Raw genomic sequence first — 25,181 nt, 5'->3', positions numbered from 1 at the left:
TGTTAGCTTATTCATCAGATCAATCCCTTTCTTTTATTTGATTTCAGGATCAATAATATCTTTAATGGTTGTCTGTTCAAGTTCAGCCAGCATTTTTTGATAGGCCCTTCCAAATACACGATGGATTTTACACCTATCTTTAATTGAACAGCCGTGAATATCATCAACACATTCAAATACATTGTCTTTAGCTTCAAAAAGTTCCATTATTTGAGCCAAATTTATATTATCAGCATTATTAGCTAAAGTATATCCCCCCCTTTTTCCCTCAGCAGAGCTTACAATTCCAGCTGCTGATAATTTCTGCATTACCTTTGCCAGATAAGATGAAGATACATTTTCTAAATCTGCTAATTCTTTTACTGAAAGTTCCTGGCCTTTATTTCGGGCTAAGATCATTAAGGCATGGACTGCATAATCCGTTTTTCGTGAAGTTTTCATATACTTAAAATATCTCCTTTTTTAACTTTAATTCTAATTATATAAATGACAGGCAGCTAAATGACCTATCTCTACCTCTTTTAGTTCCGGTTCTACCTTTTTACATTTATCAAAACTATATTTACAGCGGGGATGAAAACTGCAGCCGGCTGGTGGATTAATTGGGCTCGGAACTTCTCCTTCTATAATTTCATGCTCCTGATAATTCCAGTTATCATTTATTCCTCTTAATGAAGAAAATAATGCTTCTGTATAAGGATGAACAGAATTGTTGAAAATAGTATCAGTATCTGTGATTTCAACTATTTTACCCAGGTACATTACTGCCACCTTATTGCTGATATATCTTACCTCATGTAAATTATGAGAAATCCAGAGATAGGTCAGCTGATATTCCTGCTGCAGCTTTTTCATTAAATTCAAAACTGCCGACATTATCGAAATATCAAGACCGGAAGTTGGTTCATCACAGACTATAAATTCAGGCTGCAGAGCAAGAGCTCTGGCAATTCCAACTCTTCGGGCCTGACCACCACTTAATTCGTGGGGGAAAAGCTCAGAATACCTTTTAGAAAGTCCCACTAGATCCAGCAGTTCCCAGACTCGATCCAGCAGATTTAAATCATCCTTAATCTGGTCATGGATGTATAGAGGTTCGGAAACTATCTCTTCTACAATAAAGCGAGGATTTAAAGAAGAGCGGGGATCCTGCAGAATCATCTGGGCATCTTCTCTAAAGGCTTTCAGCTCCTGTTTATTAAAATTATTTATTGACCTGCCTTTATACAAAATTTCTCCAGCTGTCGGTTCAATCAATCGCAAAACAGAACGAGCCACTGTTGTCTTACCACAGCCGCTTTCCCCGACTACAGCCAGGGTATCCTCCTTCTCTATCTTAAAACTTACATCATCAACTGCCTTAACCTTAATTGGACCTTTATTGGCCAGTTTGTAAAGCAGGCCGTCATTATTGACAAAATATTTTTTTAAATTTTTAACCTCAACTAAAGCCATTTTTATATCTCCTTAACGGTCATTTAAAAAACAGGCTGAAAAATGCTCTGAAGCTATTTTTTCAAGCCGGGGATCTTCCTGCCGACAGCGTTCAAAACTATAGCTGCAGCGGGGATGGAAATTACATCCGACTGGATAATTACCAGGATCAGGAACCTGTCCGGGAATTGTCTGCAGTTCTTCTGTTTTTTTATAATCCGGCAGACATTTTAAAAGTGCCTCAGTATAAGGATGGTTGGGGTGATCAAATAACTCTCTGGTCTGAGCAACCTCAACTATCCGCCCTGCATACATCACTGCAATCCTATCACTTAAACCGACAACAACTCCTAAATCGTGACTGATATATAGAATAGATGTTTTGTACTCATCTACTAGATTGGATAGTAAGTTTAAAATTTGGGCCTCCACTGTCAGATCAAGAGCTGTTGTCGGCTCATCTGCAATCAAAAGAGAGGGGTTGGAAATAAAGGCCATGGCCAGCATCACCCGCTGCTTCATCCCACCACTAAACTGATGGGGATATTCTCCAAATCTGTATTCTGGATCTGAAATGCCAACTTTTTTTAAAATTTCAACCGCTTCTTTTTTTAGTTCTTTTCTACTTTTTTGTTTTTTAGACTTAAAATACAGTACGTCAAGAATTTGAGTTCCCACTTTAAAGACTGGATTTAAAGCATTCTGAGGATTCTGAATCACCATTGCCATTTCCTGACCTCGAATCTGATCATTAAAATCTTTTTCGGATAAATTGCAGATATCTTTACCTTTAAAAAATATACTTCCCTCTGCTATTCTGGCTGAATCTGGCAGCAATCTTAAAATTGTTTTTCCAAGAGTAGATTTACCAGAGCCGCTTTCTCCAACAAGAGCCAGGATTTCACCACTGTCAAGTTCCAGATTTATGTCCTGCAGTACCCTTAAATATTTCCCTTTATTTCTATATTCAACTGCTAAATTATTAATCTTTAAGATTTTATCGGGCATAAGAACTTATACCTCCTGGTTTAATTTTGGATTTAAAGCCACCCTCAGACTCTCAGCAAAAGTCGAAAACCCTAGCATAGTCAGCATTATTGCCAGAGCCGGCCAGAGAATCATTAAGGGAGCAGTCTGAATATACTGATATGACTCCTGCAGCATTACTCCCCAGCTGCTTAAAGGAGGCTGTAAGCCCAGACCAAGAAAAGAAAGTCCTGCTTCCCACATGATCATTGAGGCCATATCCATTCCACTTAAGACAAGAACTGAAGCAAAAATATTGGGCAAAATATGTTTAAAAATTATGCGGGAGTTATCTGCTCCCAGTGATCTGGCTGCCTCAACAAAATCCTCTTCTTTTTCAGAGAGAGTTTCTGCTCTGACCACTCTGCCATAGCGGGGCATAATTGTCACTCCAAGAATAACTATTACACTTAATAATGAAGGCCCAATTATAGAAAGCAGAACTAAAATTAAAATTATTGGTGGAAAAGCCCTGATCACATCAAAGATAAATAAAATTATACTCTCCAGTATTCCCCCAACATAGGCTGCCAATAGTCCCAGAATTATTCCAATAATTACTGAGATAATAATCCCACCAAAAGAAACCAAAACTGCCGGACGAGCTGCATATATTAGACGGCTTAAAATATCTCTGCCCAGGCTGTCAGTACCAAGCAAATTTTGCAGACTTGGTCCTTCCAACCTTTTAGTCACATTGGTTTTATAGGGGTCAGCAGGAGCAATCAGGGGTGCAAAAATAGCTGAAATCAAAATCAGCATGATTACTGAGCCGCCGAGATATGCTTTGTAATCTTTTTTCATTATTTTAATTACTCTAGCACTCTTTTTTTGAAAGCGAAAAAATTTCTGACTCTTAAACATGTCTAACCTCCAGCAGTTTATTTTTGTTTGATTCTGGGATCAAAATAGGCATATGAGATATCAGCAACTAGATTTGCAATTACAAATAAAAGGGCAGCTACTAAAACTCCGCCTCTAACCAGGGGAAGATCACGTTCATTAACCGAATCAACAATCAATCTACCCAGCCCGGGACGGTTAAAAATTACTTCTACAAAAACTGCTCCACCAAGCAACCTGCCTATACCAAGCCCAATTACTGCAATGATAGGTTTAATTGCTTTTTTTAAAGCATATTTATAAAGAATATAATAACGGGGAATCCCAAATGATTTTTCAGTCTGAATGAACTCCTGATCCAGGGTTTCGAGCATTGAACTTCTGGTTAAGCGAGCAATATAACCGGTCCAGCCAACCGAAAGAGCCAGAGCAGGTCCAATTAAGTGATGAATGCTGTCTAATAAGCCGCCATCACCAATTCCAATTGAGGGCAGCAGATTAAAATTAACTGAAAAAACAACTATTAATAATACCCCGGCAATATAGGTTGGAGTTGAAGCAGTAATAAATGAAAGCATAGTTAAAAACTTTTCAAAATAACTGTTATTATAATTTGCTGCCAGGAGGCCAATAGAAATTCCGTTAAAAACAGCCAGGCCCATCCCGGCCAGGGTTAAAATAACTGTGTAAGGCAGAACATCTAAAATGACTTTTAATACTGAGCGATCTCTAAAAATTGAAGTCCCAAGGTCTCCTTTAATAATATTCTGTAAGTAGATTAAATAACTCTGATACCATGGTTTGTCAAGTCCAAGTCGGCTCTCAAGTTCCTCTGCCATTTCTGGAGTGGCTCTGGGACCAAGTATAATATCTGCTGGATCTCCCGGCAGTAAATAACTGAGGCTGAATAACAATAATAAGACTGTAAGAATAGTTGGAATCACCCATAAAAAGCGTTTTGTGATATAGATAAACATATAGCTAATCCTCCAGCTTTTAAATTTAAAAGAATAAAGCTTTTTGGTTTAATTAGAATCATTTGGAATCCCCAATAAATTGTTTGGATAAAACCTGAATCTAAATATTTAAATCCAAATTCAGGTTTGCAGTGTTATAATGTTTTTTTATTCTTCGCTGCTGGTTATTAACCAGGGCAGAACTACTCCATCAGGTGAAAAAACCGGCGTAATTTCAGTAGTCCAGGCAGGTGTTTTAACTCCATGGGTAACCCAGATTCCAATCGAGTCGTCATTCATCAGCTGCTGCATTTTCTTGTAATTTTCAGCCCGCAGATTACTGTCCAGGGTAGTTTCAGCTTCCTGCCAGAGATTATCATATTCCTTATTTGACCAGTGGAACAAGTTCCACTTTCCAAGCTGTTCACTCAAATTCCACTGAAAATTATAGCCTGGATCAACAGTGTTGGTAAATCTGGCATAGGTAATATCATAACTGCCGTCCTGCCAGCGGTCAATTTTTGGTCCAACCTCCAGGGCTTCGATATTTAAATCAATATTAAAGCGTGATAACTGATCCTGAATTAGAGCTCCAATTAATCTTCTTTCTTCATTGGCGTCAGTTACATACTCCAGCTCAAAACCTTCTCCTTCGGGATAACCCGCTTCTGCCAGCAGATTCCAGACATAATCTTCTCCCACGTCTTCCAGCTTAAAATCAGGAGCCTGCCAGTAACCGGTCATATCTTCAAGCAAAATTGAGTTGGCTCTTTCTGCCTTACCGGCAAAGGCTCCAATCAAAATTTCTTCTGGATTAATTATATACCTTAAGGCTTCTCTTAGTTTCTTATTATTCAGTGGTTTCTTACTGGTATTGAAAGCAACATATTGAATTGCCAGGTCTGGATAAATTTCAGCTTCAAACTTCTCCATTTGACTTATCTGATCAAAGTTGTCAAGAGTAAGCTGGCCAATATCGATCTCTCCAGACTGTAAAGCCAGTTCCTGAGATGTAGGATCAGACATCGGCATAAATACTATTTCACCATATTCAGCCCCTACCTCAAAATAATCATCATTTCTCTTTAGTGTTATATTATTGTTGACATCCCATTCTTCAAAAACATAAGGTCCAGTACCAATTGGGTTGCTGGCAAATTTTTCTCTTCCCATCTCTTCAACTGCCTTTTTGCTGACAATCAAACCGGCATTAAAAGGTAAGGTAGAAGTGAAAAGTCTTCCCATTGGCTGTGTCAAAATCAATTTAACTGTATACTGATTGATAACTTCAACTCGTTCCAGATTAATAAATGACTGTGCTTCTGGTGAATTTGCATCTTCTGCGATTATTCTTTCAAAAGAAAATTTAACATCTTCAGCAGTAAATTCCCCGTAATCTTTATGAAACTCTATTCCTTCTTTCAGCTGAAAAGTGATTTCTGTGTTATCTTCCGAAATCTCCCACTCTTTTGCCAAATCAGGCACTACCTCAAATGTTCCCGGCTTATATTTAACAAGTCCATTAAAAATTGAATTCATAACCGGCCAGTCAGATAAAACCCGCTGCAGGTAGGCTGGATCAAGTGTCTGAGCCCTACCAGGTATAGCAATATTTAAACTGTCATCCTGAGCAGCTGCCGGATTAGTTAAAAGTCCTAAACATAAAACAGTAATTATGAATAAATATATATATTTATTTTTTAACATTTTGACCTCCTTCGATTCACTCTTCCTCCACAATACAAAAACTAATTTTAAATTTAAATATTTTCTTATCTCATTTCCTATCTATATTCTGGATTTGGATGATCGAAGCTGCAGCCTGCATCCCAGGCACTGCGCTGATTGCCGTGGGCAGTAATTCCATCATTTCCCTTAAGCATCTTGGCCAGGTGCATTAAATTCCAGGTCATAAAAGTTGTATTTCTCTGGGTAAAATCATTTTCCAAATTTTTTTCCATAATTGCCTTTGCTACATCCATTAATCCCCTTGTATTTGAGATCTTGGGTGATTTTTTAAGAGTACAGTTAATAAATAAAGCCTTTAAATTAGAAAAATCTTCGGTATTTTCTTCACACAATTTAAGCTGCTTTTCATTTAATTCCATTTTCCTGCCTCCTTTTAACTTAGATGTTAAATATCCGCGTTTATGTTAAACTAATTATAGTACATTGATAATGAATTTACAAGCGCAAACTCAAAAATATAAGTTTATAATAAAATTTCTGCGATAATTGGAGTAGAAGGAAGTCCAAGTTGTGGAATTAATAAAAGCTGTTCTTCCCAAAAATGGGGAGAAAGTTTTTCTACTGATAAAATAAAATTAGACAAAACATTAGCTACTTTTTCGTGTACTCTAATCTAATTTATTCTTTGCTTTGTACCAATTGTTTGAGCTTTCTTTTCTTAGGCGTTTCATTTTGGATTTTGCTTGTAACTTCTCTCAACCAATTTAATTCTTTTTTTAGTTCAGATAATTATGCAGCAAATTTAGAATATAACAAGAATTTATCGTTTTTAGATTGACCCTGGAAGTGGTTATTATCGAAAGTTTTTGTTTATGGAAAGAAGTAAGGGTATATTAACAAAAAACAACCAGATATTAAGATATCTGGCATATTTGAGATGAATTTTTTATTCTAATTCTAATAGTTCTTCCCACTCTTCATAAAGTTTTTCAAGCAGGCGGCTTTTTCTATCATATTTTTCTTTTAAATCCTGCAGCAGCTCAAAATTATCAATATTTTCTGGTTCTGTCATTTTAGTTTCGAGAATTTCCAATTCCCGTTCTGCAGCTGTGATTTCTTCTTCTATTTCCATAAATCGCTGCTGTTTTCTGTTTTCTTTAGCTCGTTTCTGCTTCTGCTTTTCATAATCTAATTTGCCTTTATTTACTTTGTCATCACTATCACTTTCCTTTGACTGATTATCCTTTTTCTTGTTTTTATAGTAACTATAACTGCCATAATATTTTTTTAAAGATTTATTTTCCAGCTCATATATATAATCAACTACTTTATCAAGAAAATATCTATCATGAGATACAGCTAAAACTGTACCCTCATAATTTTCCAGTGCTTCCTCTAATACTTCTCTGGAAGCAAGATCAAGATGATTAGTAGGTTCATCAAGGATTAAAAAATTATAATTACCAGTCATAAGCTGAAGCAGCCGCAGACGGCTTTTTTCTCCCCCACTCAGCTGAGAAACTTTTTTGAAAACATCATCTCCTGTAAATAAAAAGGCAGCAAGTAAATTTCTCGCTTCCGATTTTGTTACATATGTCTCCCTCTGCAGAGCAGTTATAAGATCATCATTTTCGTTAAAACCACTAAATTCCTGCCTATAAAAAGCTGGATAGACATTAGCACCAATTTTTACCTTACCAGAATCTGCTTCCAACTCACTCATTATAATTTTCAATAATGTTGATTTTCCTGAACCGTTATCTCCAATAACAGCCGCTTTATCTCCTCTAAAAAGTGATATATTAACATCATCCAGAAGCTCTAAATTGGAAAAGCTTTTGGAAAGATTACTGACTTTTAAAACTTCATCTCCACCTCGAATACCCTTATCCAGCGAAAGTTTAATCTTAGGAGCTTTTAATCTTGGTTTTTCGATACGATCAATTTTATCCAGTCTCTTCTGCATGGCTTTAGCTCTTTTAAACATTTTTTCACTATCACGAGATCTGCCCCAGACATAAAGCCGTTCTATTGCTTCTTCCAGCTGTTTAATCTTTTTTTGCTGGTTCTTATATTCTTTTAATCTCTGTTTATATCGGCGTTTTCTTTCTTTCTGATAGTAAGAATAATTTCCTGCATAATCTTCATTTTTACCATTTTTGATTTCTACTATTCTTTCAACCACATTATCCAAAAAATATCTATCATGTGAAATAACAAGTAAAGTTCCTTCATAATCTTTTAAGTAATTTTCCAGCCATTCCACAGATTTTAAATCAAGATGATTTGTCGGCTCATCAAGTAGCAAAATATCAGGTTTTAACAGAAGAAGTTTTATCAAACCAAGCCGTGTTTTTTCTCCTCCACTTAACTGGACCAGCTTTTTATTAAATATTTCTTTTTCACTAAAACCAAGTCCAACAGCAACTTGCTTAATTCTGCTTTCGTATTCATATCCAACTCCAGCATTAAATTCCTGCTGTAAATCACTGTATTCTTGCATCAATTTTTCCAATTTTAATTTTACTTCCTGAGATTCATCAGCTTTTTCACCAAGCTGAGCAATCTTTTTTTCCATCTTATTTAAATTATCTATCATTTCAATTACATCAGCAAAAACAGATAAAAGTTCATCATAAATCGTCTTATCATCTGCAAAATCCGACAGTTGTTTTAAGTATCCAATCGTTTTATCACTGCGGATGGAAATATTACCCTCACAGCTCTCTAAACCTGCAATTATTTTAAAAACTGTTGTTTTCCCGGAACCATTTGCTCCTATTAATCCCACTCTTTCGCCTTTATTTAAGTTAAGAGAAAAACTCTTTAAAACATCTGTTATTCCATATGATTTTTTGATATTATTTATATTTAGTATTGACATTAAAAACACCGCTTTTATGTTTTTTCCTGGACTAAGGAAGCTGGTAGCTGCTTTCTTTATCATTCGGTCTAAAAAGAACTGCAATTCCTCCAATAACCTGTACTACTGATGCAGCTGCAGCTGCAGCCAGCTCATCAGCACAAGATTTTGTTGATCTACCTGTAGATTCTAAAATACGAACCTTTAATAATTCATGATCTTCTAATGCTTTATCAACCTGATTTATTACTGATTCATTTATCCCATCTTTACCTACATGAACAACAGGGTCAAGATTATTTGCTTGTGCACGCAGAAAACTTCTCTGCTTTCCAGTTAATTTTGACATATTTTTCACCTCTATTCTATATATTCAAATTCCATTGGTCCAATTACTACAGTTTCTTTTTCCTTCACATTTTCTTCTTTAAGCTTTTCATTTAAATTATAGTGTTTTAAAACTCTGAGCATTCTCTGAACAGCGGCATCATTATTAAAATCAGTTTTTTCTACAAAATCATTTACCACCGTCCCCAGAACTTCGTATCTTCCTTTTCCAACTTTTTTTATATATAATTCTTCCTTAAAATCAGGTTTAATAACTATTTCTTCTTCTTTTTTGCTTTTAACTTTAGGTAAATCTTCCAGCAGCTGTCCAATTCTATATACCAGATTTTTTGTGCCCTCTCCAGTAACTGCCGAGATAGGAAAAACTTCATATCCTTTTTTGTTTAATTTTCTCTTTACCCGCTCAATATTTTTTTCTGCCTCTCTGAGGTCAATTTTGTTAAGAGCAGCAATTTGGGGTAATGAGAAAAGATAATCATTATACTTTTTTAACTCATAATTTATTTTGTCGAAATCATCCAGTGGGTCTCTTCCCTCTATTCCCGAAACATCTATTACATGAACCAATAATTTTGTTCGTTCTAAATGTTTCAAAAATTCATCTCCAAGGCCGGTACCTTTATGTGCTCCTTCTATAATTCCAGGAATATCAGCCATCACAAATGACTGGTATTCACCATAACTTACAACTCCCAGATTAGGATGTAGGGTTGTAAAATGATAGGGTGCTATTTTAGGCTCAGCATGTGAAACCTGCGAAATCAGTGTAGATTTACCCACATTAGGATATCCTACAAGTCCAACATCAGCCAGCACTTTTAATTCCAGCCGTAGTTTGCGTTTTTCCCCTTTTTTTCCGTTCTCTGAAAATTTAGGAGCTTTACGAGTAGATTTTTTAAATCTTGCATTTCCTTTACCACCACTGCCACCTTCAGCAGCAATAAATCTTTCCTGACCTTCCTTAAGGTCAACAAGAAATTCATCAGTATCAGCATCATAAACTTCTGTTCCTGGTGGAACCTTCAGTATTAAATCCTCACCATTTTTACCGTGCTGATTTTTTCCGGCCCCATTTTTCCCATTTTCTGCCTGATAAATGTTGTTATAGCGGAAATCAGCTAGAGTATTCATACCTTCATCAACTTCAAGTATAATACTGCCGCCATCTCCACCATCTCCGCCATCAGGGCCACCCATATCAATATATTTTTCTCTGTGAAAACTGACAACACCATTTCCACCATCTCCAGCTTTTACAGTAAATTCTACTTCATCTATGAACATATATTTCACCTCCTGTAATTAGAACCGTTACATCTAATATAATAACAATTTACAGATACTTTTCTAAACATCAGATATTATATAACACTAATAATACAAGAAAAACCCCCAGTACTAAACAGCACTGAGGGATAATATTTCATATATTAGCTTGAAATAGCAGCAACCTGACTTTCAGTATATACACTAATCTGGCGGTTTTTTCTGCCTTTTCTCTCAAATTTAACAAATCCATCTACTTTGGAGAATAATGTATCATCACTACCTCTGCCTACATTTAAACCTGGCTTAAATTTAGTACCTCTTTGACGCACTAAAATACTGCCGGCAGACACAAATTCACCGTCAAACTCTTTTACTCCCAGTCGTTTCGATTCACTATCACGACCATTTTTGGAACTACCAACACCCTTTTTCTGGGACAATCTCTCCACCCCCCTTAAACAAAAAATTAAAATAATATTTATGCTTCAATACTTTCAATCAAAACTTTAGTATACGGCTGTCTGTGCCCGGTTTTTTTACGATATCTAATTTTAGGTTTATATTTGAAAACCACAATCTTCTTATTTTTACCCTGCTCGATAACTTTAGCCTTTACTGATGCTCCATCAACAAAAGGAGTTCCAGCTTTAAAACCATCATCATCAGAAAAAGCTAAAACTTTATCAAATTCTACTATTTCTCCTTCTTCTACAGGGAGTTTTTCTACTTTAATGATCTGGTCTTCTTTTACACGGTATTGTTTCCCGCCAGTTTTAATAATTGCATACATTTCTACATACACCTCCCCTACCTCAGACTCGCCGGATAAAGGTACTCATATTACAAATGAGATTTCAGACCTTTCCCGTGCGGTTTTGGCATTCTCACCTAAGTGAGGATCTGAAAAATTAATTCCAGATATTTATTTTAGCATATTATTTAATTATAGTCAAGTTAAATGTGCTCTGGCATAAGTCCGATGCAGATCATCAATTTCTATTTCTACATCAGTTCCTACCATATTACCTGCTCCATTAACTATAATTATAAAGCCATCAATTCTAGCTATACCAGAACTGGAATTACTTGCATGTTCTTCTTCTATTACAACCCTCATCCTGTCTCCAGGATTGATATCCAAACTATCGGGCTTCATTTCCTCTTTGCTTCCTTTTTCTAGCACAATATCTTCATATCTTAATTCTGCATTACCAGAAATATAAATATTTATACCAAACTCATCTTCCAGTTCTTTAAGCTTATCTCCACCTGAACCAATCAGCACAGCTGCAACTTCCGGATGCAGTTCAAGTGCTATTGCCTGATAATTTTCTCTAGAAGTTATTTCATCAATTTTTCTTATAACTTTCATTGCAACAGTTGATTCAGATAAAACCTGTCCTGTTCCTCCACAGCAGGGACAATCTTTCTGCATCAATGTTCCAAAACCTTCTCTAACCTTTTTTCTAGTCATCTCAAGAAGACCAAGCTGGGTTAAACCTAAAATAGATGTTTTTGTCCTGTCTTTTTTTAATTCACCTTCCAGCAGATTTATTACTTCCTGCTGATCTTCATATTTTTTCATATCAATAAAATCAATAATAATTATACCACCTATATCTCTCAATTTTAACTGACGGGCAATCTCTTCTGCAGCTTCTTTATTGGTTTTAACTATAGTGTCCTGCAGGTTTTTTTTGCCCACAAATTTACCTGTATTTACATCAATAGAGACAAGGGCTTCAGTATTATCTATAACAATATAACCACCTGATTTTAACCAGACTCTCCTTTTTAAAAGACTTTCAATTTCTTTTTCTATATTATATGCTGCCAGAATAGGTATATTCCTCTGATAAAGTGCGATTCTGCTTTTTAACTCTGGCGCAAAAGTTGATGTTAAGTCCATTAATCTCTGATAATCTTTTTTGTCATCTACCACTACTCTATCAATATTATGATCTAAATAATCCCTTATTAAATTTTTTAAGAGGTCTTCTTCCTGATAAAGTCTTTCTATACTGGAACTTTTTAAAAACTGATTCCTAATTCTTTTCCAGGTACCAGAAAGGAAATTATAGTCATTTTTAAAACTATTAAAATCTTTTTTATAAGCATTTGTTCTAATAATTAAACCTTCTTTATCAGATTTAAGCTCTGCCGCAATATCACGCAATCTGTCCCTTTCGTCATTATCAGTAATACGCCTGGAGACACCAATTTTACTGTCAAAAGGAATATATACAAAATATCTACCCGGTATGGAAATTTTACAGGTTACTTTTGCACCTTTACTGCCCATCGGCTCTTTAACTACCTGTACCAACAGCCACTGTCCTGGCTGAAGTACATGTTTAATATTTAATTTCTTTTCTTTCAACATATTTTTTTGATTATTATCCAGAAGTGGATAAAGATCATTTAAATGAATAAATGCGTTTTTAGAAATACCTATATCAACAAAAGCAGCCTGCATACCCGGAAGAACATCCTGGACTCTTCCCCGGTAAATATTGCCTGCAATTTTGTGATAAGTATCTCTTTCAAAAAATAAATCTTCTAAAGAATTATTATTTACCAGTGCTGCCCTTCTTTCTCTATATTCTGAATTAATAATTATCTGTCTGCTCATCGTTCTCAACTCCTGACAATGCTGTCTGAATATGGACTATAAAATTTGTTGTTTTTATTAACAAAAACTCCCTCTCTTATTACATCAAGTGGAGTAATTTTGTTCACTGATGAATATTTTTTCATCAGTGCTTTATTTAATTCTTCAGGCCTCACATTTCCTCTGCTGCCTGTGACAACAGCAAACTTCCATAAATCTTTTTCCACAATTTCAGCAGAAAATATTCTCGGTTTTAAGTCCACTTCTCTATCTGCTTTATTTCGCCTTTTTCGGACAACGATAATTTTATCTTCTTTCATAAATTCATCCAGCATTTTTTTCTGCTTTTTTAAATTCAAATTTTCATTAAAATTAAAATTTATTGTATATACAGCAGTATTTAAAATAGAAGATAAAGATTTTGTGCTTTTATCTATTTTAACTGCTTGAATAAATCTTACTCCTGATGGAGAAACATTATTTAATCTGTTAATAATCACTTCTGTTTCCAACTTTTCCGCTAATTCTAAATCAAAATATTCTCCTCTGCTGATAATTCCCACTGCAAGTGGAGGTCCTACTGATAATTTTATCTGTGGATTAAATCCACCACTAAAAACAGCAGGAAGTTTGGACCGTCTAACAATTCTCCTCAGTGTTTTTATAAGCTGAAGGTGAGATATATACATAACATCCTCAAGTTTGGAAAATTTTATTCTATAAAGCATTTCCATCACCACTCATCAGTTCCAAACCAGCAGAAAAGCTGTCACAGACTGCACAGCCTGTACAGCTTTCAAATCTGCAGTCAGCCGTTCTCTCACCACTAAAAGATTTTTGATATTCTTTAAATAAAAAATCCCTGCTGACACCAATATCCAGTATTTCCCAGGGGAATACTTCTTCGTCCTCCCTCATGCACAGATAATCTTTGGGATTAATATCATTTTCTCTAAAAGCTTCTCCCCAGAGTCGTGGATTGAATAATTCGTTCCATCCTTCAAATCTACTTCCTTTTTTCCAGGCATCTGCAATAACAGGTGCAAGTCTCCTGTCTCCACGAGCTATAACTCCCTCAAGCCTGCTTAATTCTGGATCATTCCAGCTGAAGTTTAATCCCCTTCCCCTTAGATTATCACGCAAATAATTCTGTTTTTCTATAATTTCTTCAACCTCATCCATCTTTACCCACTGAAACGGAGTGAAAGGTTTGGGAATGAATGTTGATACACTGACTGAAATTTCTATCTGCCTCATCTTTTTTTTGGTATTTCTTCTTATTTGACGACCAATTTCCAGAACCTTTCTGGCCATTCTAACTATACCTTCTATATCTTCCATAGTTTCTATTGGCAGACCAATCATAAAATAAAGCTTTATTTTTGACCAGCCGCTTTCAAAAGCAGCTCGAGCTGCACTGTAGAGTTCTTGTTCATCCACATTTTTATTAATAACATCTCTCAAACGCTGTGTACCAGCCTCAGGTGCAAAAGTTAGACCAGTTTTGCGGACTTTCTGAACTTCTTCTGCCAGTTCCACAGAAAATTTATCCACTCTTAATGAAGAAAGAGAAATGCTTATCTTTCTATCACTAAAACGGCGGTTCATTTCTTTTACAAGTTTTTTTATTTCTATATAATCTACTGTGCTTAAAGAAGTAAGAGATATTTCTTCAAAACCGGTACTGTCAACAGCTCTTTCAGCCAGATCAACAAGCCTTTCTATACTTCTTTCTCTGACAGGCCGGTAGGTCATTCCGGCTTCACAAAATCTACAGCTTCTTGTACACCCTCTTGAAATTTCTAGAACAATTCTATCATGAACTGTATCTTTATAAGGTACAATAAAATTAACCGGATAAAATGCTTGATCGAGATTTTTCACCAGCTGTTTTTTCACTTTTTCTTTATCTGTTTTGGAGCTGCTATATGACAAAACTTTTCTGTCTTCATATTTAACATCATACAGTGAAGGTACATAAATACCTGATAATTTATTTAATTCAACTAAAATTTCTTTTTTATTCAAAAAACTATCTTTAAGCTGCTGATATTTTTTAAGAAATGGTATAATTAAATCTTCTGCTTCTCCTACAAAAAATAAATCAATGAAATCAGCTATCGGTTCCGGATTAAAAACATTTGCCCCACCAGCAATAACAAGAGGAGCTTCTTCTTTCCTTTCACAGCTGTAAATAGAAATACCACTCAAATCAAGCATATTTAATATATTTGTATAACTCATCTCATACTGAAGTGTAAATCCAATTAAGTCAAAATCTTTAATTTCATGATAGCTCTCCAGTGTAAATAAAGGAATGTCAATATCTCTCATTAATTTCTCCATATCAGTCCAGGGAGCATAAACTCTTTCTGCAATAAATTCTTCTTCAGAATTTATCAGATGATAAAGTATTTTTAAACCTAAATGTGACATAGCAAGTTCATAAACATCAGGAAACGCAAGTGCAATTTTTAGTTTATCTGGTGACCATTCTTTTCTAACAGAATTCCATTCATTACCAATATATCTTTCTGGATTTGAAATTCTATGTAAATTTTTATTAATTTTTTCTTTATACTGCAAAAAACCACCTCATTAAATTTTCAAAACACTTTTAAAATATAATTTTATTTTTTCTTAAATTGACATTAATCACTATTCCAACTGCCAGAAGTGAAGTGGTCATAAAAGTACCACCATAACTAATAAAAGGAAGTGGAATACCTGTTATAGGCATAATTCCCATTGTCATTCCTATATTCTCCAAAATATGGAATAAAAACATAGCCATTATACCGACAGCTACCAAATACCCATATCTATCTCTCGCATTTTCTGCAACATTCATAAACTGCCAGAGCAAAAATAAATATAACAAAATCACAGCTGCTGAACCAATAAATCCAAACTCTTCTCCAATTACTGAAAAAATAAAGTCTGTGTGTTTTTCTGGTAAAAAATTAAGCTGATTTTGTGTCCCTGCAAATAAGCCTTTGCCGGTTATTCTGCCGGAGCCAAGAGCAATTTTAGACTGGATAATGTTATAACCACTGCCGTATGGATCTACATCAGGATTTATAAAAACAATCAATCTATTCAGCTGATATTCCTGAAGAAAAGGTAAAGGGGTATCAATCATCACATGAGCAGTAATAATCAGCACTACTATTAAAAATCCTCCACCAAAAATAGCTGCCATTATTTTTAGATTTCCTCCACCTGCAAACATCATAACTAAATATATAAAAAACAGCACAAGTGCTGTCCCCAAATCATTCTGCAGAATTATTAACGAAAATGGAATAAAAGCAGCAACAGAGGGAAGAAACATCCCTTTTAAATAACCTAAATCATCAGAATTATTATCTAGTATGGCTGCCAGTACTAGAATGAGCATAATTTTAGCAAGCTCAGCCAGCTGAATATTAAAAGGTCCAATACTTAACCAGCGTTTTCCACCGGCAATTGTTCGACCAAAAAACAAAATTACAGTTAAAAGAAAAATCATAAAACTGTATATAAAAGGAGCATATTCTTTGAAAATTTTGTAATCAAAAAATTGCAAAACAATAACTGCAATAATTCCCAGCACAACTGAAATAATTTGTTTTTGCAGATAAAAAAACCCGGTAGAATCAACTTTGTTAACTTCAGTAGCACTGCTTATTACCATCAGACCTATAAATATTAATAATAGTACAGTTAAGGGAATATTAAAATTCAAATAGCGCAGTAATTTTTTATTCCATCCCATAAAATAACACCTTTATCTTGATCCTTTAAGGGGAAAATTTGCTACAAGTGCTGTCATATCCTCTTCTCTTTTTACATCCATTTCAATTTTGCTCGAATCAACGTCAATATATTTTGTCAGTACTTCAATTAATTCTTCCTTCATAGATTCCATTTCATCTGAAGTTAATTTGATTCTATCCTGAACCAATACAAACTGAAGACGCTCTTTAGCCACATTTTTACTGGATTTATCTTCTTTATTTTTAAATCCAAGCCATTTTAAAATATCGATATTAATCCCCCCTCATCTAGGATAAACCAACTAATTTTTTAAATCTGCTTAAAAAGCTTTCCTTTTCAAGTTTCATAATCGGAAGATCTTCTCCCATTATTCTTCTAGCAATATTTCTATATGCCTGTCCTGCTTTTGATTTATCATTTAAAGCAATGGGCTCTCCTCTATTTGTAGAAACTACTATCCCCTCATCTTCAGGTACAATACCAAGAAGTTCAATTGCAAGTATCTCTATCATATCTTCTATACCCATCATATCACCTTTTTCGACCATATCCACTCTAATCCGATTAATAATAACTTCCGGTTTATATATACCCTCAGCCTCTAAAAGCCCAATTATTCTATCAGCATCCCTAACAGCTGAAACCTCTGGTGTAGTAATTATAACAGCCCTATCAGCTCCAGAAATTGCATTTTTAAAACCCTGCTCAATTCCAGCTGGAGAATCAACTATAACATAATCCATATCTTCTTTTAACTTTTCTATTAACTCTTTCATCTGATATGGTGTTACTGAAGTTTTATCTCGTGTCTGTGCGGCCGGAAGAAGAAATAATCCATCATACCTCTTATCGCGAATCATAGCCTGTTCCATTCTACAGTTATTTTCAACAACATCAACAATATCATATACTATTCTATTTTCTAATCCCATTACAACATCAAGATTACGCAGCCCAATATCTGCATCTATTAAACATACTTTTTTATCATGCATTGCAAGTGCTGTTCCAATATTAGCAGTAGAAGTAGTTTTCCCCACTCCACCTTTTCCTGATGTAACAACAATAGTTGTTCCTGCCAAATTTCATCCCCCCTAAAATATTATTTATAATTTTTCAACTATAATTACTCCATCTTTAATATAAGCCTTTTCTGGTTCCAATTCAGCTGTATAAGCATCATCAGGTGAACGAGCAATTAAAGAAGCTATACGAAGTTGTGTAGGATTAAGCTTTAAAGCAGCAACCTTCGCTTCTCTGCTTCCACCTGCTCCAGCATGTACAACACCTTTAAGTCTTCCAAATACTATTATATCCTCTCCTGCTATCACTTCAGCTCCCGGGTTTACATCTCCTATAATAACTATACTTTTAAAATGCTTAATCATCTGTCCGGATCGCAGTGTTCTATTAATAATTAAAGCTTTATCTCCTTCACTATCAGCTTTTTGGGTAGACTGCTGAGCAGTAAAATATATTTCCCTCACTTTATTATAATTCTGGACAATATCCATCAGCTGCTGCATTTCTGAAAAAGTTAATTTTACTCCATTTAAGTTAATATAAAGACAGATACCTTTAAAAAAATCTCCAGCTTCTTTGGCATGAAGTTTTACAGAACTTTTGATCTGTTCAAAATTTACTCCTGCCCTAAAATTCATTAAAACCCCATCTGTAACTGCCTGAAATGAAAAAACTGAACTCATGCAATCTCTCCTCAAATATGCTAATTATTATATAATATTCTTTAATCAAATATAAATTCCTTCTACTCATCTAAAATATTTCTTTTACTGTGATAATATATTTTTTTTCTTCCATTGCTGAAATTTTTTAATCCAAAATAATAACCCATTATATCTCTGGCTATTGGTACTGTAAAAGAACTGGAGCCACCGTTTTCCAGAAAAACCAGGACAGCAATTTCTGGTTTTTCATATGGTGCAAATCCGCCAAACCAGCCATGATTATTTTCAGTTGATGTCTGAGCAGTACCAGTTTTACCTGCCACTTCTATCGGAAAATTTTTAAAATATCTGTTTGCAGTTCCATATGTTTTATTTGTAACTTCATACATACCTTCTTTAAGAACAGCAAATGTTTCTGGAGCTACTGAAGCAAGATTTTCTTTTAACACAGGTTTAAAATCAACCAAAATCTTACCATCAGGATCAACTATTTTATCTGCAATCTGAGGTTTATACATAGCACCATCACTGGCAATAGCCGCTATCAGCTCTGTGATCTGTATTGGTGTAGTTAAAAGTCCTCCCTGACCAATAGAAAGATTAACTGAATCACCTGGATACCAGTTTTCAGAAAAAGTTTTCTGCTTCCATTCATCATCTGGAACCAAACCCGATTTTTCTCCTGGAAGATCTATCCCTGTTTTTTTCCCTAGTCCATATTTATGAGCATATCTGGCCAGCATTTTTCCTTTATACTCTTTGTATAAATCAAATCCCAGCTGATAAAATATTATATTATTTGACCTGGCAATAGCTTTTGTAAAATCCAGCTTGCCTTCTCCACCATAATGCCAGTTTCTAAAAGGTCTGGACCAGTTAGGTAAATAAAAAACACCTGATGAGTCATAAAAATTTGTGTCAGCCCTTACTCCTAATTCCTCCACTGCTGCAGTACCTGTTACCAGTTTAAAGATAGAGCCAGGTGGTACAGCTGACATAATAGTTCTGTCGATCATCGGTTTTAATTTATTATTTAACAGAGAACTATACTCATTTTCGGAAATACCCCTGGCAAATAAGTTTAAATTGTAATCCGGAACACTTGTGATTGATAAAATTGACCCATCTCTAACATCCATTACAATAGCTGCAGCTCCAGTTGGTTTATTTCTTTTCGGGTCATCTTCTGCTTCTCTGCGCAGTTTTTCGAAATTTTCTTCCAGCAATTTTTCAGCTGCCTGCTGCAGATCAAAATCAATATTTAATATTAAATTATTTCCGGGTTCAGGACTTTTTATACCAATAGTTTTAACTTTTCTACCTCTACTGTTTACCTCTATCTGCTCAGCACCTGTTTGACCTCTAAGATAAAGTTCATACTCTCTTTCAAGACCTGCTTTACCAATTAAATCTCCACCCGAATAATTATATCCTGCTTTATTAAGTTTAATTAATTCATTTTTATTTATCTCACCAATATAGCCAGTTGCATGAACCATTGTTTCTGGATAAACATAATCCCTAAGTGAAGATTCTTTAACAAAAATACCGGGCAGTACATCATTATTTTCTGCAACAACAACCATTGTTTCTTTTGCTAAATTTCTTTTTAAAATAATTGGCTCTAAGCTGTCTTCATGAAAACTGCGGTTATAATTATCCAGTAATATTTTATAATCAATTGAGGCTATTTCTGAAAGTTTTTTTAATATATTTTTTGGGTTTTCAGCAGGAGGAATTTCATTTGGAAGCAGATATAAGCTGTAGGTTAATTTATTTGATACAATTACCCTATTTTTTCGATCAATTATCTTTCCTCGGGGTGCATTAATTGGTCTAATTGAAATCCTGTTACCTTCCGATAATTCATAATAATAATTTCCTCTGACAATCTGCAGATAACCCGCTCTAACAAGCATTACTGCAAAAATAATAATAATTATAATGCGCAAAAATTTTACTCTATCCAATCAACTGCCCCCTCACTTAACAAAAAATAATAAAAGAGATAAAATACAAATGCAATAGAAGCATTTATAAATGCAAGCGGCAATATAATATTAATAAACAATGATATAAAATCAAAATTATAATTAAAATTTTCTTTTAAAAGTATGAACAAAGTTTCGTGTAAAATGGTAGCCATAAAGACTACTGCAGGAGGAATAACAAAATTTTCCGCAAAAAACCTTCCAGAAAGAGCAGAAGAAAAAAAAGTAACTATTGGTTTGACTATGGTAAAAGCACCTATAAATTCCCCAAGTAAAATATCCTGAAGTATTCCGGCAGTAAGGGCTGAAACAGCCGAAGATTTATATCCCTTAATTAAAGATTTGAGAACAACAAAAACGAGCAAAAAATCCGGTATATATATTAACGATGGGAAAAACGTTCTGACAGATAACTGGCAGAGCAGCAAAACTATTAATATCAAAAAACTGTAAGCATAATCTCTCAATTTAATCTCTCCAGTTAAAATTCGGTTATGACCAGTACTTCTTCTATTGTAACTGTATCAGCAAAAAGCTGCAGCTCTGCTTTCTGGGAAACACCATAATTATCAGCTGTCACTTCTGTAATTTCTGCAATCTTTAATCCCGGTGGGTAATTATTTGATAGGCCGGAAGTTACTACGGTATCACCAACTGCTATATCTTCATTCCAGGCAATATTATCCATTATATTCATTTTCTTACCACCTACAGATCCTCTTATAAGTCCAATAGCTCTTGAATCTTCCCTGGAAATTATTCCTCCAACCACAAACTCACTGTCATTAACCAGCATTACATGTGATGAATTACTGCCGACATAATCAATCTTACCCACAAGAAAACCATTATATGTGATAACTGGCATTCTATTTCTTATACCGTCTTCAGCTCCTCTATTAATTATAATCTTTTTTTCCCAATTAGTAGAAGAATTTCCTATAACTTCAGCACCTAAAACTTCAAAATCATTGGCTTCTTTAAATGACAGCATGCTTCTCAATCTATTGTTTTCTCTAATCACACTCTGTATTATCATTTTCTGCCGGTCTATTGAAGCAATTTCCTTTTTTAATCTCCTATTTTCCTCAATGAGATCATTAATAGAAAACAGGGCAGAAAAATATCCTGTAACTTGATCATATACTTTGTTTATCAAATTAAGTACAGGTGTAAAAAGATTAAATATCCGACTGGAAATCCAGTTCAAAAAAGAAATTTCTATATCATTTAAAAATAAAAATCCTAGTATAGATAAAATTAGAACAATAAAAATCAATGTAATAATAGAGGTCCTGTTAAAATCAAACAACAGGTACACCTCCTATGATAGTTTTTTGGGAGTTATAAGTATTTTTTTAAGTGAATCGATTTCTTCTAAAGCTATTCCAGTTCCTTTTACAACACAATCAAGAGGATCATCAGCAATGTGAACAGGCATCTGTGTTTCTCTTATTAAAAGCTGATCTAACCCCTGAAGCAGTGCACCACCACCTGTAAGTATAATACCTCTATCCATCACATCAGAAGCAAGTTCTGGTGGTGTTTTTTCCAGTGTCATTTTAACAGCATCAATAATGCTGATAACAGGTTCTTCTAAAGCTTTTTGAATTTCTTCTCCTGTTATTTCTATAGTCTTTGGAAGACCGGTAACCATATCCCTTCCTCTTATTTCTTTGCTTCCCTGTAATTCTTCACTAAAAGCTGCACCAATGTCTATTTTTATTTCTTCAGCTGTTCTTTCTCCTATCATTAAATTATACTTTCTTTTAACATACTGAACTATAGCATCATCCATTTCATCTCCACCAATTCGGATAGATCTGCTGGTAACTATACCGCCAAGTGATATAACTGCAACTTCTGTAGTTCCACCACCGATATCCACAATCATATTCCCAGTCGGTTCATGTACCGGCAGTCCTGAACCAATTGCAGCGGCCATCGGTTCTTCAATTAAATATGCCTCCCTCGCCCCTGCATGTACTGCGGCATCTATTACTGCTCTTTTTTCTACTTCAGTAACACCAGAAGGAACACAGATAATTATCCTCGGCCTAACCATACGGCTCCTCTTGTGTGCCTTTGTAATAAAGTATCTGAGCATTGTTTCGGTTACATCAAAATCTGCGATAACCCCATCTTTCATTGGTCTAACTGCAATTATATTTCCAGGAGTTCTTCCAATCATCCTTTTTGCATCATCTCCAACAGCCAGAACTTCCTGCTTATTTTTTCGCAGAGCCACAACAGATGGTTCCCGAATCAATATTCCTTTCCCTTTAATATATACGAGTGTATTGGCAGTTCCCAGGTCAACTCCCATATCCCTGGAAAACGGTGCACTCAGAAATTCAAATATCATCTATGAAATACCCCTTTCAAATCAAATCTTTTTCTTTTAAACTTACATATTTTCCATCACCAATTATTATATGGTCAATCAGTTCAATACCCAGTATTGTTCCAGATTTAGCAATTTTTTTGCTGATTCTGATATCATCAGGGCTCGGTGTAGGTTCACCACTTGGATGATTATGTGCCATAATGATTGCAGCACTATTTTTGCGTATCGCTTCTTTAAAAACATCTCTGGGATGTACAATTGAACTTGATAATCCACCTTTTGTAATTTCAGCAATTTTAATAACTTTATTTTTAACATCAAGCAGCACTGTTTTTACAACTTCCTGCTCTAAATGCCTCATATCTTCCATTAGCAGTTCAGCTGCTTTAGATGGAGTAAAAATCGTTTTCCCTTTTTTTGCCTTTGTTTTAGAAATTCTTTTTGATAGTTCTACTAAAGAAGATATCTGTGCTGCTTTTGCTTTACCAACACCTTTAACAGCCGTCAGTTCTTCACAGCTTAAATTAATTAAATTTTTTAGTCCTCCAAAATAATTAATAATATACTGAGCAAGCTCCACAGCAGTTTTTTCTCTACTTCCAGTCCTAATAATTAGTGCCAGTAGTTCTGCATTACTTAAAAACTCTGCTCCTTTAGAAAGCAGTTTTTCTCTGGGTCTTTCTTCTTTTGGCAATTCTTTGATGGTAAACCTGCCTTTTTCGGCCTCCATCAAAATAAACTCCTTTCTCTTATAAGATTCCATAATTAAATTTCTTCAACATTTTTGATAATTGATTTAAAGGCAGTCCAACTACAGAATAATAAGAACCTTTAATTTCTCTAACAAATAATGATCCAAATCCCTGTATAGCATATGCTCCAGCTTTATCCATCGGTTCCCCTGTTTCAAGATATTTATCTATCTCTTCTTCTGAAATTTCTTCCATAAATACACTGGTAATATTATGTTCTACCAGATATTCATCTGTTTCAGAATTCATTACAGCCACACCTGTTATAACCTGATGCTCTTTACCACTTAAAGCTGAAAGCATATTTTTAGCATCTTCTGCATCTTCCGGTTTGTTCAGAACTCTATCCTGAGCTACAATAACAGTATCTGCAGCAATTATAATAGCTTCTTCAACCAGCTCTGAAACAGATTCAGCCTTTGCAAATGCCAATTTTTCCACCATATCAACAGGTTTTAAACCATTAAACTGACTTTCATCTATTCTGCTCGGAACTATTGTGAATTGAAGTTTCAGCTGTTTTAAAAGTTCTTCCCTTCTCGGGGAAGCTGAAGCTAACACGAGTTTTCCCATTATTTCACCTCCCGGTAAGAGAAGTGGGCAAATATGAAACTGTAAAAAAACTAACCAGGCCAACACTTATTCCCGTAGGTACTGCAAGTAATGTTAAAAATGGCAGATAATAAAAGACAGCAGCATTTTCGATTATTAGATATGCTATAACTATTTGTCCTATATTATGTGTAACTGCCCCAATTACACTGACACCTATCAGGCTGAATTTATCTTGAAAAAACTCATAAACAAAATACATCATAAAAAAACTCAACAATCCACCACTTAAACTTAAATAAAAATTTATAGTCATAAAAGTACCCGCAAGAAGTGAACCTATAATAATTCTCAACAGCACAATCTGCAGCCCACCACTAAATCCAAACAGAACAATTCCAATTAAACTTACGATATTAGCCAGCCCCAATTTGGCGCCCGGCACTACAGCAGTTAATGGAAGCATAGTTTCCACAAAATGCATAATAAGACCTAATCCAACTAATAAACCTATAATAACTATTTTCCTAGTTCTAATCACTGATCTACCCTTCTTTTCAATATCATCATTACCAGCTCATACCATCAACTTCTGCATCTGAAGATTCAATCCAAATACCAATCTTGTTTGGGACACAGATAATAATAGGACCCTGCTGCTCTATCCAGCCGGTTTTTTCGCATATTTTTAGGGGATCATCATCCGGTGCTTCTTTAACCCTAACTTTTCCCTGATATGCTTCAATTTTATGTATACCTATTGGTCCAGCCACCTCAAATACAACAGGTTTAGAAAAGGTATTTTCCAGTGGAAATCTTTTAACCTCTTTTCCATTTGATTCAATAATGAGATAAAGATTTTCTGAATCACCCTGCTGAAAATAATAAAAAGGCGCAAAAAGCATTAATAAACTGGCAATAATTATCATTATAATCAAAATTTTATCATAAAACGTAATAATATCATTTATCTTCAAATAAATTCACCACAATTTATTAATTTGTACTATCATTAATTAATATTTTAACATCTTTTAGCTGTTATGTCCACAT

Annotated in this window: 26 protein-coding genes and 1 pseudogene; all 27 read right to left on the bottom strand. The window is 34.7% G+C overall.

The window, feature by feature from the left end:
- Nucleotides 1–33: 33 nt before the first annotated feature.
- Complete coding sequence (locus tag DFR78_RS03780) at nucleotides 34–441, bottom strand: Rrf2 family transcriptional regulator (RefSeq protein ID WP_089655698.1); 408 nt, start codon at nucleotides 439–441, stop codon at nucleotides 34–36.
- Nucleotides 442–474: 33 nt separating this feature from the next.
- Nucleotides 475–1,455, bottom strand: coding sequence for an ABC transporter ATP-binding protein (locus DFR78_RS03775; protein ID WP_114457515.1), 981 nt, complete (start codon nucleotides 1,453–1,455; stop codon nucleotides 475–477).
- A gap of 12 nt (nucleotides 1,456–1,467) precedes the next feature.
- Nucleotides 1,468–2,442, bottom strand: coding sequence for an ABC transporter ATP-binding protein (locus tag DFR78_RS03770; protein WP_114457514.1), 975 nt, complete (start codon nucleotides 2,440–2,442; stop codon nucleotides 1,468–1,470).
- A 6-nt stretch (nucleotides 2,443–2,448) separates the two neighbouring features.
- On the bottom strand, nucleotides 2,449–3,324 hold the full coding sequence (locus DFR78_RS03765; RefSeq protein ID WP_089655701.1) for an ABC transporter permease: 876 nt from the start codon (nucleotides 3,322–3,324) through the stop codon (nucleotides 2,449–2,451).
- A gap of 17 nt (nucleotides 3,325–3,341) precedes the next feature.
- Complete coding sequence (locus DFR78_RS03760) at nucleotides 3,342–4,280, bottom strand: ABC transporter permease (protein ID WP_114457513.1); 939 nt, start codon at nucleotides 4,278–4,280, stop codon at nucleotides 3,342–3,344.
- A gap of 147 nt (nucleotides 4,281–4,427) precedes the next feature.
- Nucleotides 4,428–5,966 (bottom strand): ABC transporter substrate-binding protein, encoded by a 1,539-nt coding sequence (locus DFR78_RS03755; RefSeq protein WP_114457512.1) that lies wholly within the window; start codon nucleotides 5,964–5,966, stop codon nucleotides 4,428–4,430.
- A 77-nt stretch (nucleotides 5,967–6,043) separates the two neighbouring features.
- Nucleotides 6,044–6,205, bottom strand: a pseudogene (locus tag DFR78_RS12375) (flavodoxin family protein); the annotation flags it as partial.
- A 689-nt stretch (nucleotides 6,206–6,894) separates the two neighbouring features.
- Complete coding sequence (abc-f, locus tag DFR78_RS03745) at nucleotides 6,895–8,832, bottom strand: ribosomal protection-like ABC-F family protein (protein ID WP_114457582.1); 1,938 nt, start codon at nucleotides 8,830–8,832, stop codon at nucleotides 6,895–6,897.
- 31 nt (nucleotides 8,833–8,863) lie between these two features.
- Nucleotides 8,864–9,160, bottom strand: a complete 297-nt coding sequence (gene yhbY / locus DFR78_RS03740) for a ribosome assembly RNA-binding protein YhbY (RefSeq protein WP_114457510.1) — start codon at nucleotides 9,158–9,160, stop codon at nucleotides 8,864–8,866.
- A gap of 11 nt (nucleotides 9,161–9,171) precedes the next feature.
- Nucleotides 9,172–10,443, bottom strand: coding sequence for a GTPase ObgE (obgE, locus tag DFR78_RS03735; protein ID WP_114457509.1), 1,272 nt, complete (start codon nucleotides 10,441–10,443; stop codon nucleotides 9,172–9,174).
- Between the two features lie 146 nt (nucleotides 10,444–10,589).
- Nucleotides 10,590–10,868 carry a 50S ribosomal protein L27 gene (gene rpmA / locus DFR78_RS03730; RefSeq protein WP_114457508.1) on the bottom strand — a complete coding sequence of 93 codons (279 nt, stop codon included), beginning with the start codon at nucleotides 10,866–10,868 and terminating at the stop codon, nucleotides 10,590–10,592.
- 38 nt (nucleotides 10,869–10,906) lie between these two features.
- Entirely contained in the window at nucleotides 10,907–11,218 is a 312-nt protein-coding gene (gene rplU, locus DFR78_RS03725) for a 50S ribosomal protein L21 (protein ID WP_114457507.1), read from the bottom strand.
- 159 nt (nucleotides 11,219–11,377) lie between these two features.
- The gene (locus tag DFR78_RS03720; RefSeq protein ID WP_114457506.1) at nucleotides 11,378–13,060 is read right to left on the bottom strand and encodes an Rne/Rng family ribonuclease; all 1,683 of its coding nucleotides are present in this window, start codon (nucleotides 13,058–13,060) and stop codon (nucleotides 11,378–11,380) included.
- 5 nt (nucleotides 13,061–13,065) lie between these two features.
- Complete coding sequence (locus DFR78_RS03715; protein ID WP_114457581.1) at nucleotides 13,066–13,767, bottom strand: TIGR03936 family radical SAM-associated protein; 702 nt, start codon at nucleotides 13,765–13,767, stop codon at nucleotides 13,066–13,068.
- Nucleotides 13,757–15,625, bottom strand: a complete 1,869-nt coding sequence (locus DFR78_RS03710; protein ID WP_114457505.1) for a TIGR03960 family B12-binding radical SAM protein — start codon at nucleotides 15,623–15,625, stop codon at nucleotides 13,757–13,759. Before DFR78_RS03710 ends, DFR78_RS03715 begins: the two co-directional genes overlap by 11 nt.
- Nucleotides 15,626–15,656: 31 nt before the next feature.
- A complete protein-coding gene (rodA, locus tag DFR78_RS03705; protein WP_114457504.1) occupies nucleotides 15,657–16,796 on the bottom strand; it encodes a rod shape-determining protein RodA in 1,140 nt (379 codons plus the stop codon).
- 12 nt (nucleotides 16,797–16,808) lie between these two features.
- On the bottom strand, nucleotides 16,809–17,063 hold the full coding sequence (gene minE / locus DFR78_RS03700; RefSeq protein ID WP_255416517.1) for a cell division topological specificity factor MinE: 255 nt from the start codon (nucleotides 17,061–17,063) through the stop codon (nucleotides 16,809–16,811).
- Between the two features lie 22 nt (nucleotides 17,064–17,085).
- Complete coding sequence (gene minD / locus DFR78_RS03695) at nucleotides 17,086–17,880, bottom strand: septum site-determining protein MinD (protein ID WP_114457502.1); 795 nt, start codon at nucleotides 17,878–17,880, stop codon at nucleotides 17,086–17,088.
- Between the two features lie 24 nt (nucleotides 17,881–17,904).
- Nucleotides 17,905–18,504, bottom strand: a complete 600-nt coding sequence (gene minC, locus DFR78_RS03690) for a septum site-determining protein MinC (protein WP_114457501.1) — start codon at nucleotides 18,502–18,504, stop codon at nucleotides 17,905–17,907.
- A gap of 62 nt (nucleotides 18,505–18,566) precedes the next feature.
- Entirely contained in the window at nucleotides 18,567–20,456 is a 1,890-nt protein-coding gene (mrdA, locus tag DFR78_RS03685; protein ID WP_114457500.1) for a penicillin-binding protein 2, read from the bottom strand.
- Nucleotides 20,444–20,944, bottom strand: a complete 501-nt coding sequence (mreD, locus tag DFR78_RS03680; RefSeq protein ID WP_158531704.1) for a rod shape-determining protein MreD — start codon at nucleotides 20,942–20,944, stop codon at nucleotides 20,444–20,446. The genes mrdA and mreD overlap by 13 nt, the downstream gene beginning before the upstream one ends.
- A gap of 14 nt (nucleotides 20,945–20,958) precedes the next feature.
- Entirely contained in the window at nucleotides 20,959–21,798 is an 840-nt protein-coding gene (gene mreC / locus DFR78_RS03675) for a rod shape-determining protein MreC (RefSeq protein ID WP_233486964.1), read from the bottom strand.
- 3 nt (nucleotides 21,799–21,801) lie between these two features.
- On the bottom strand, nucleotides 21,802–22,842 hold the full coding sequence (locus DFR78_RS03670; RefSeq protein WP_114457497.1) for a rod shape-determining protein: 1,041 nt from the start codon (nucleotides 22,840–22,842) through the stop codon (nucleotides 21,802–21,804).
- A gap of 16 nt (nucleotides 22,843–22,858) precedes the next feature.
- On the bottom strand, nucleotides 22,859–23,554 hold the full coding sequence (gene radC / locus DFR78_RS03665; RefSeq protein WP_114457496.1) for a DNA repair protein RadC: 696 nt from the start codon (nucleotides 23,552–23,554) through the stop codon (nucleotides 22,859–22,861).
- A gap of 19 nt (nucleotides 23,555–23,573) precedes the next feature.
- Nucleotides 23,574–24,149: a nucleoside triphosphate pyrophosphatase gene (locus DFR78_RS03660; protein ID WP_114457495.1), complete on the bottom strand. Its 576-nt coding sequence runs from the start codon at nucleotides 24,147–24,149 to the stop codon at nucleotides 23,574–23,576.
- Between the two features lie 4 nt (nucleotides 24,150–24,153).
- A complete protein-coding gene (locus tag DFR78_RS03655; protein WP_114457494.1) occupies nucleotides 24,154–24,669 on the bottom strand; it encodes a Gx transporter family protein in 516 nt (171 codons plus the stop codon).
- 28 nt (nucleotides 24,670–24,697) lie between these two features.
- On the bottom strand, nucleotides 24,698–25,105 hold the full coding sequence (locus tag DFR78_RS03650) for a NusG domain II-containing protein (protein WP_114457493.1): 408 nt from the start codon (nucleotides 25,103–25,105) through the stop codon (nucleotides 24,698–24,700).
- Nucleotides 25,106–25,181 lie beyond the last annotated feature (76 nt).

This window comes from Halanaerobium sp. MA284_MarDTE_T2 (assembly GCF_003337245.1).
In the GTDB taxonomy this organism is placed as follows: domain Bacteria; phylum Bacillota; class Halanaerobiia; order Halanaerobiales; family Halanaerobiaceae; genus QPJE01.
The sequence above is the reverse complement of the archived record's forward strand: the minus strand, read 5'-3'. Positions and strand labels throughout refer to the sequence as shown.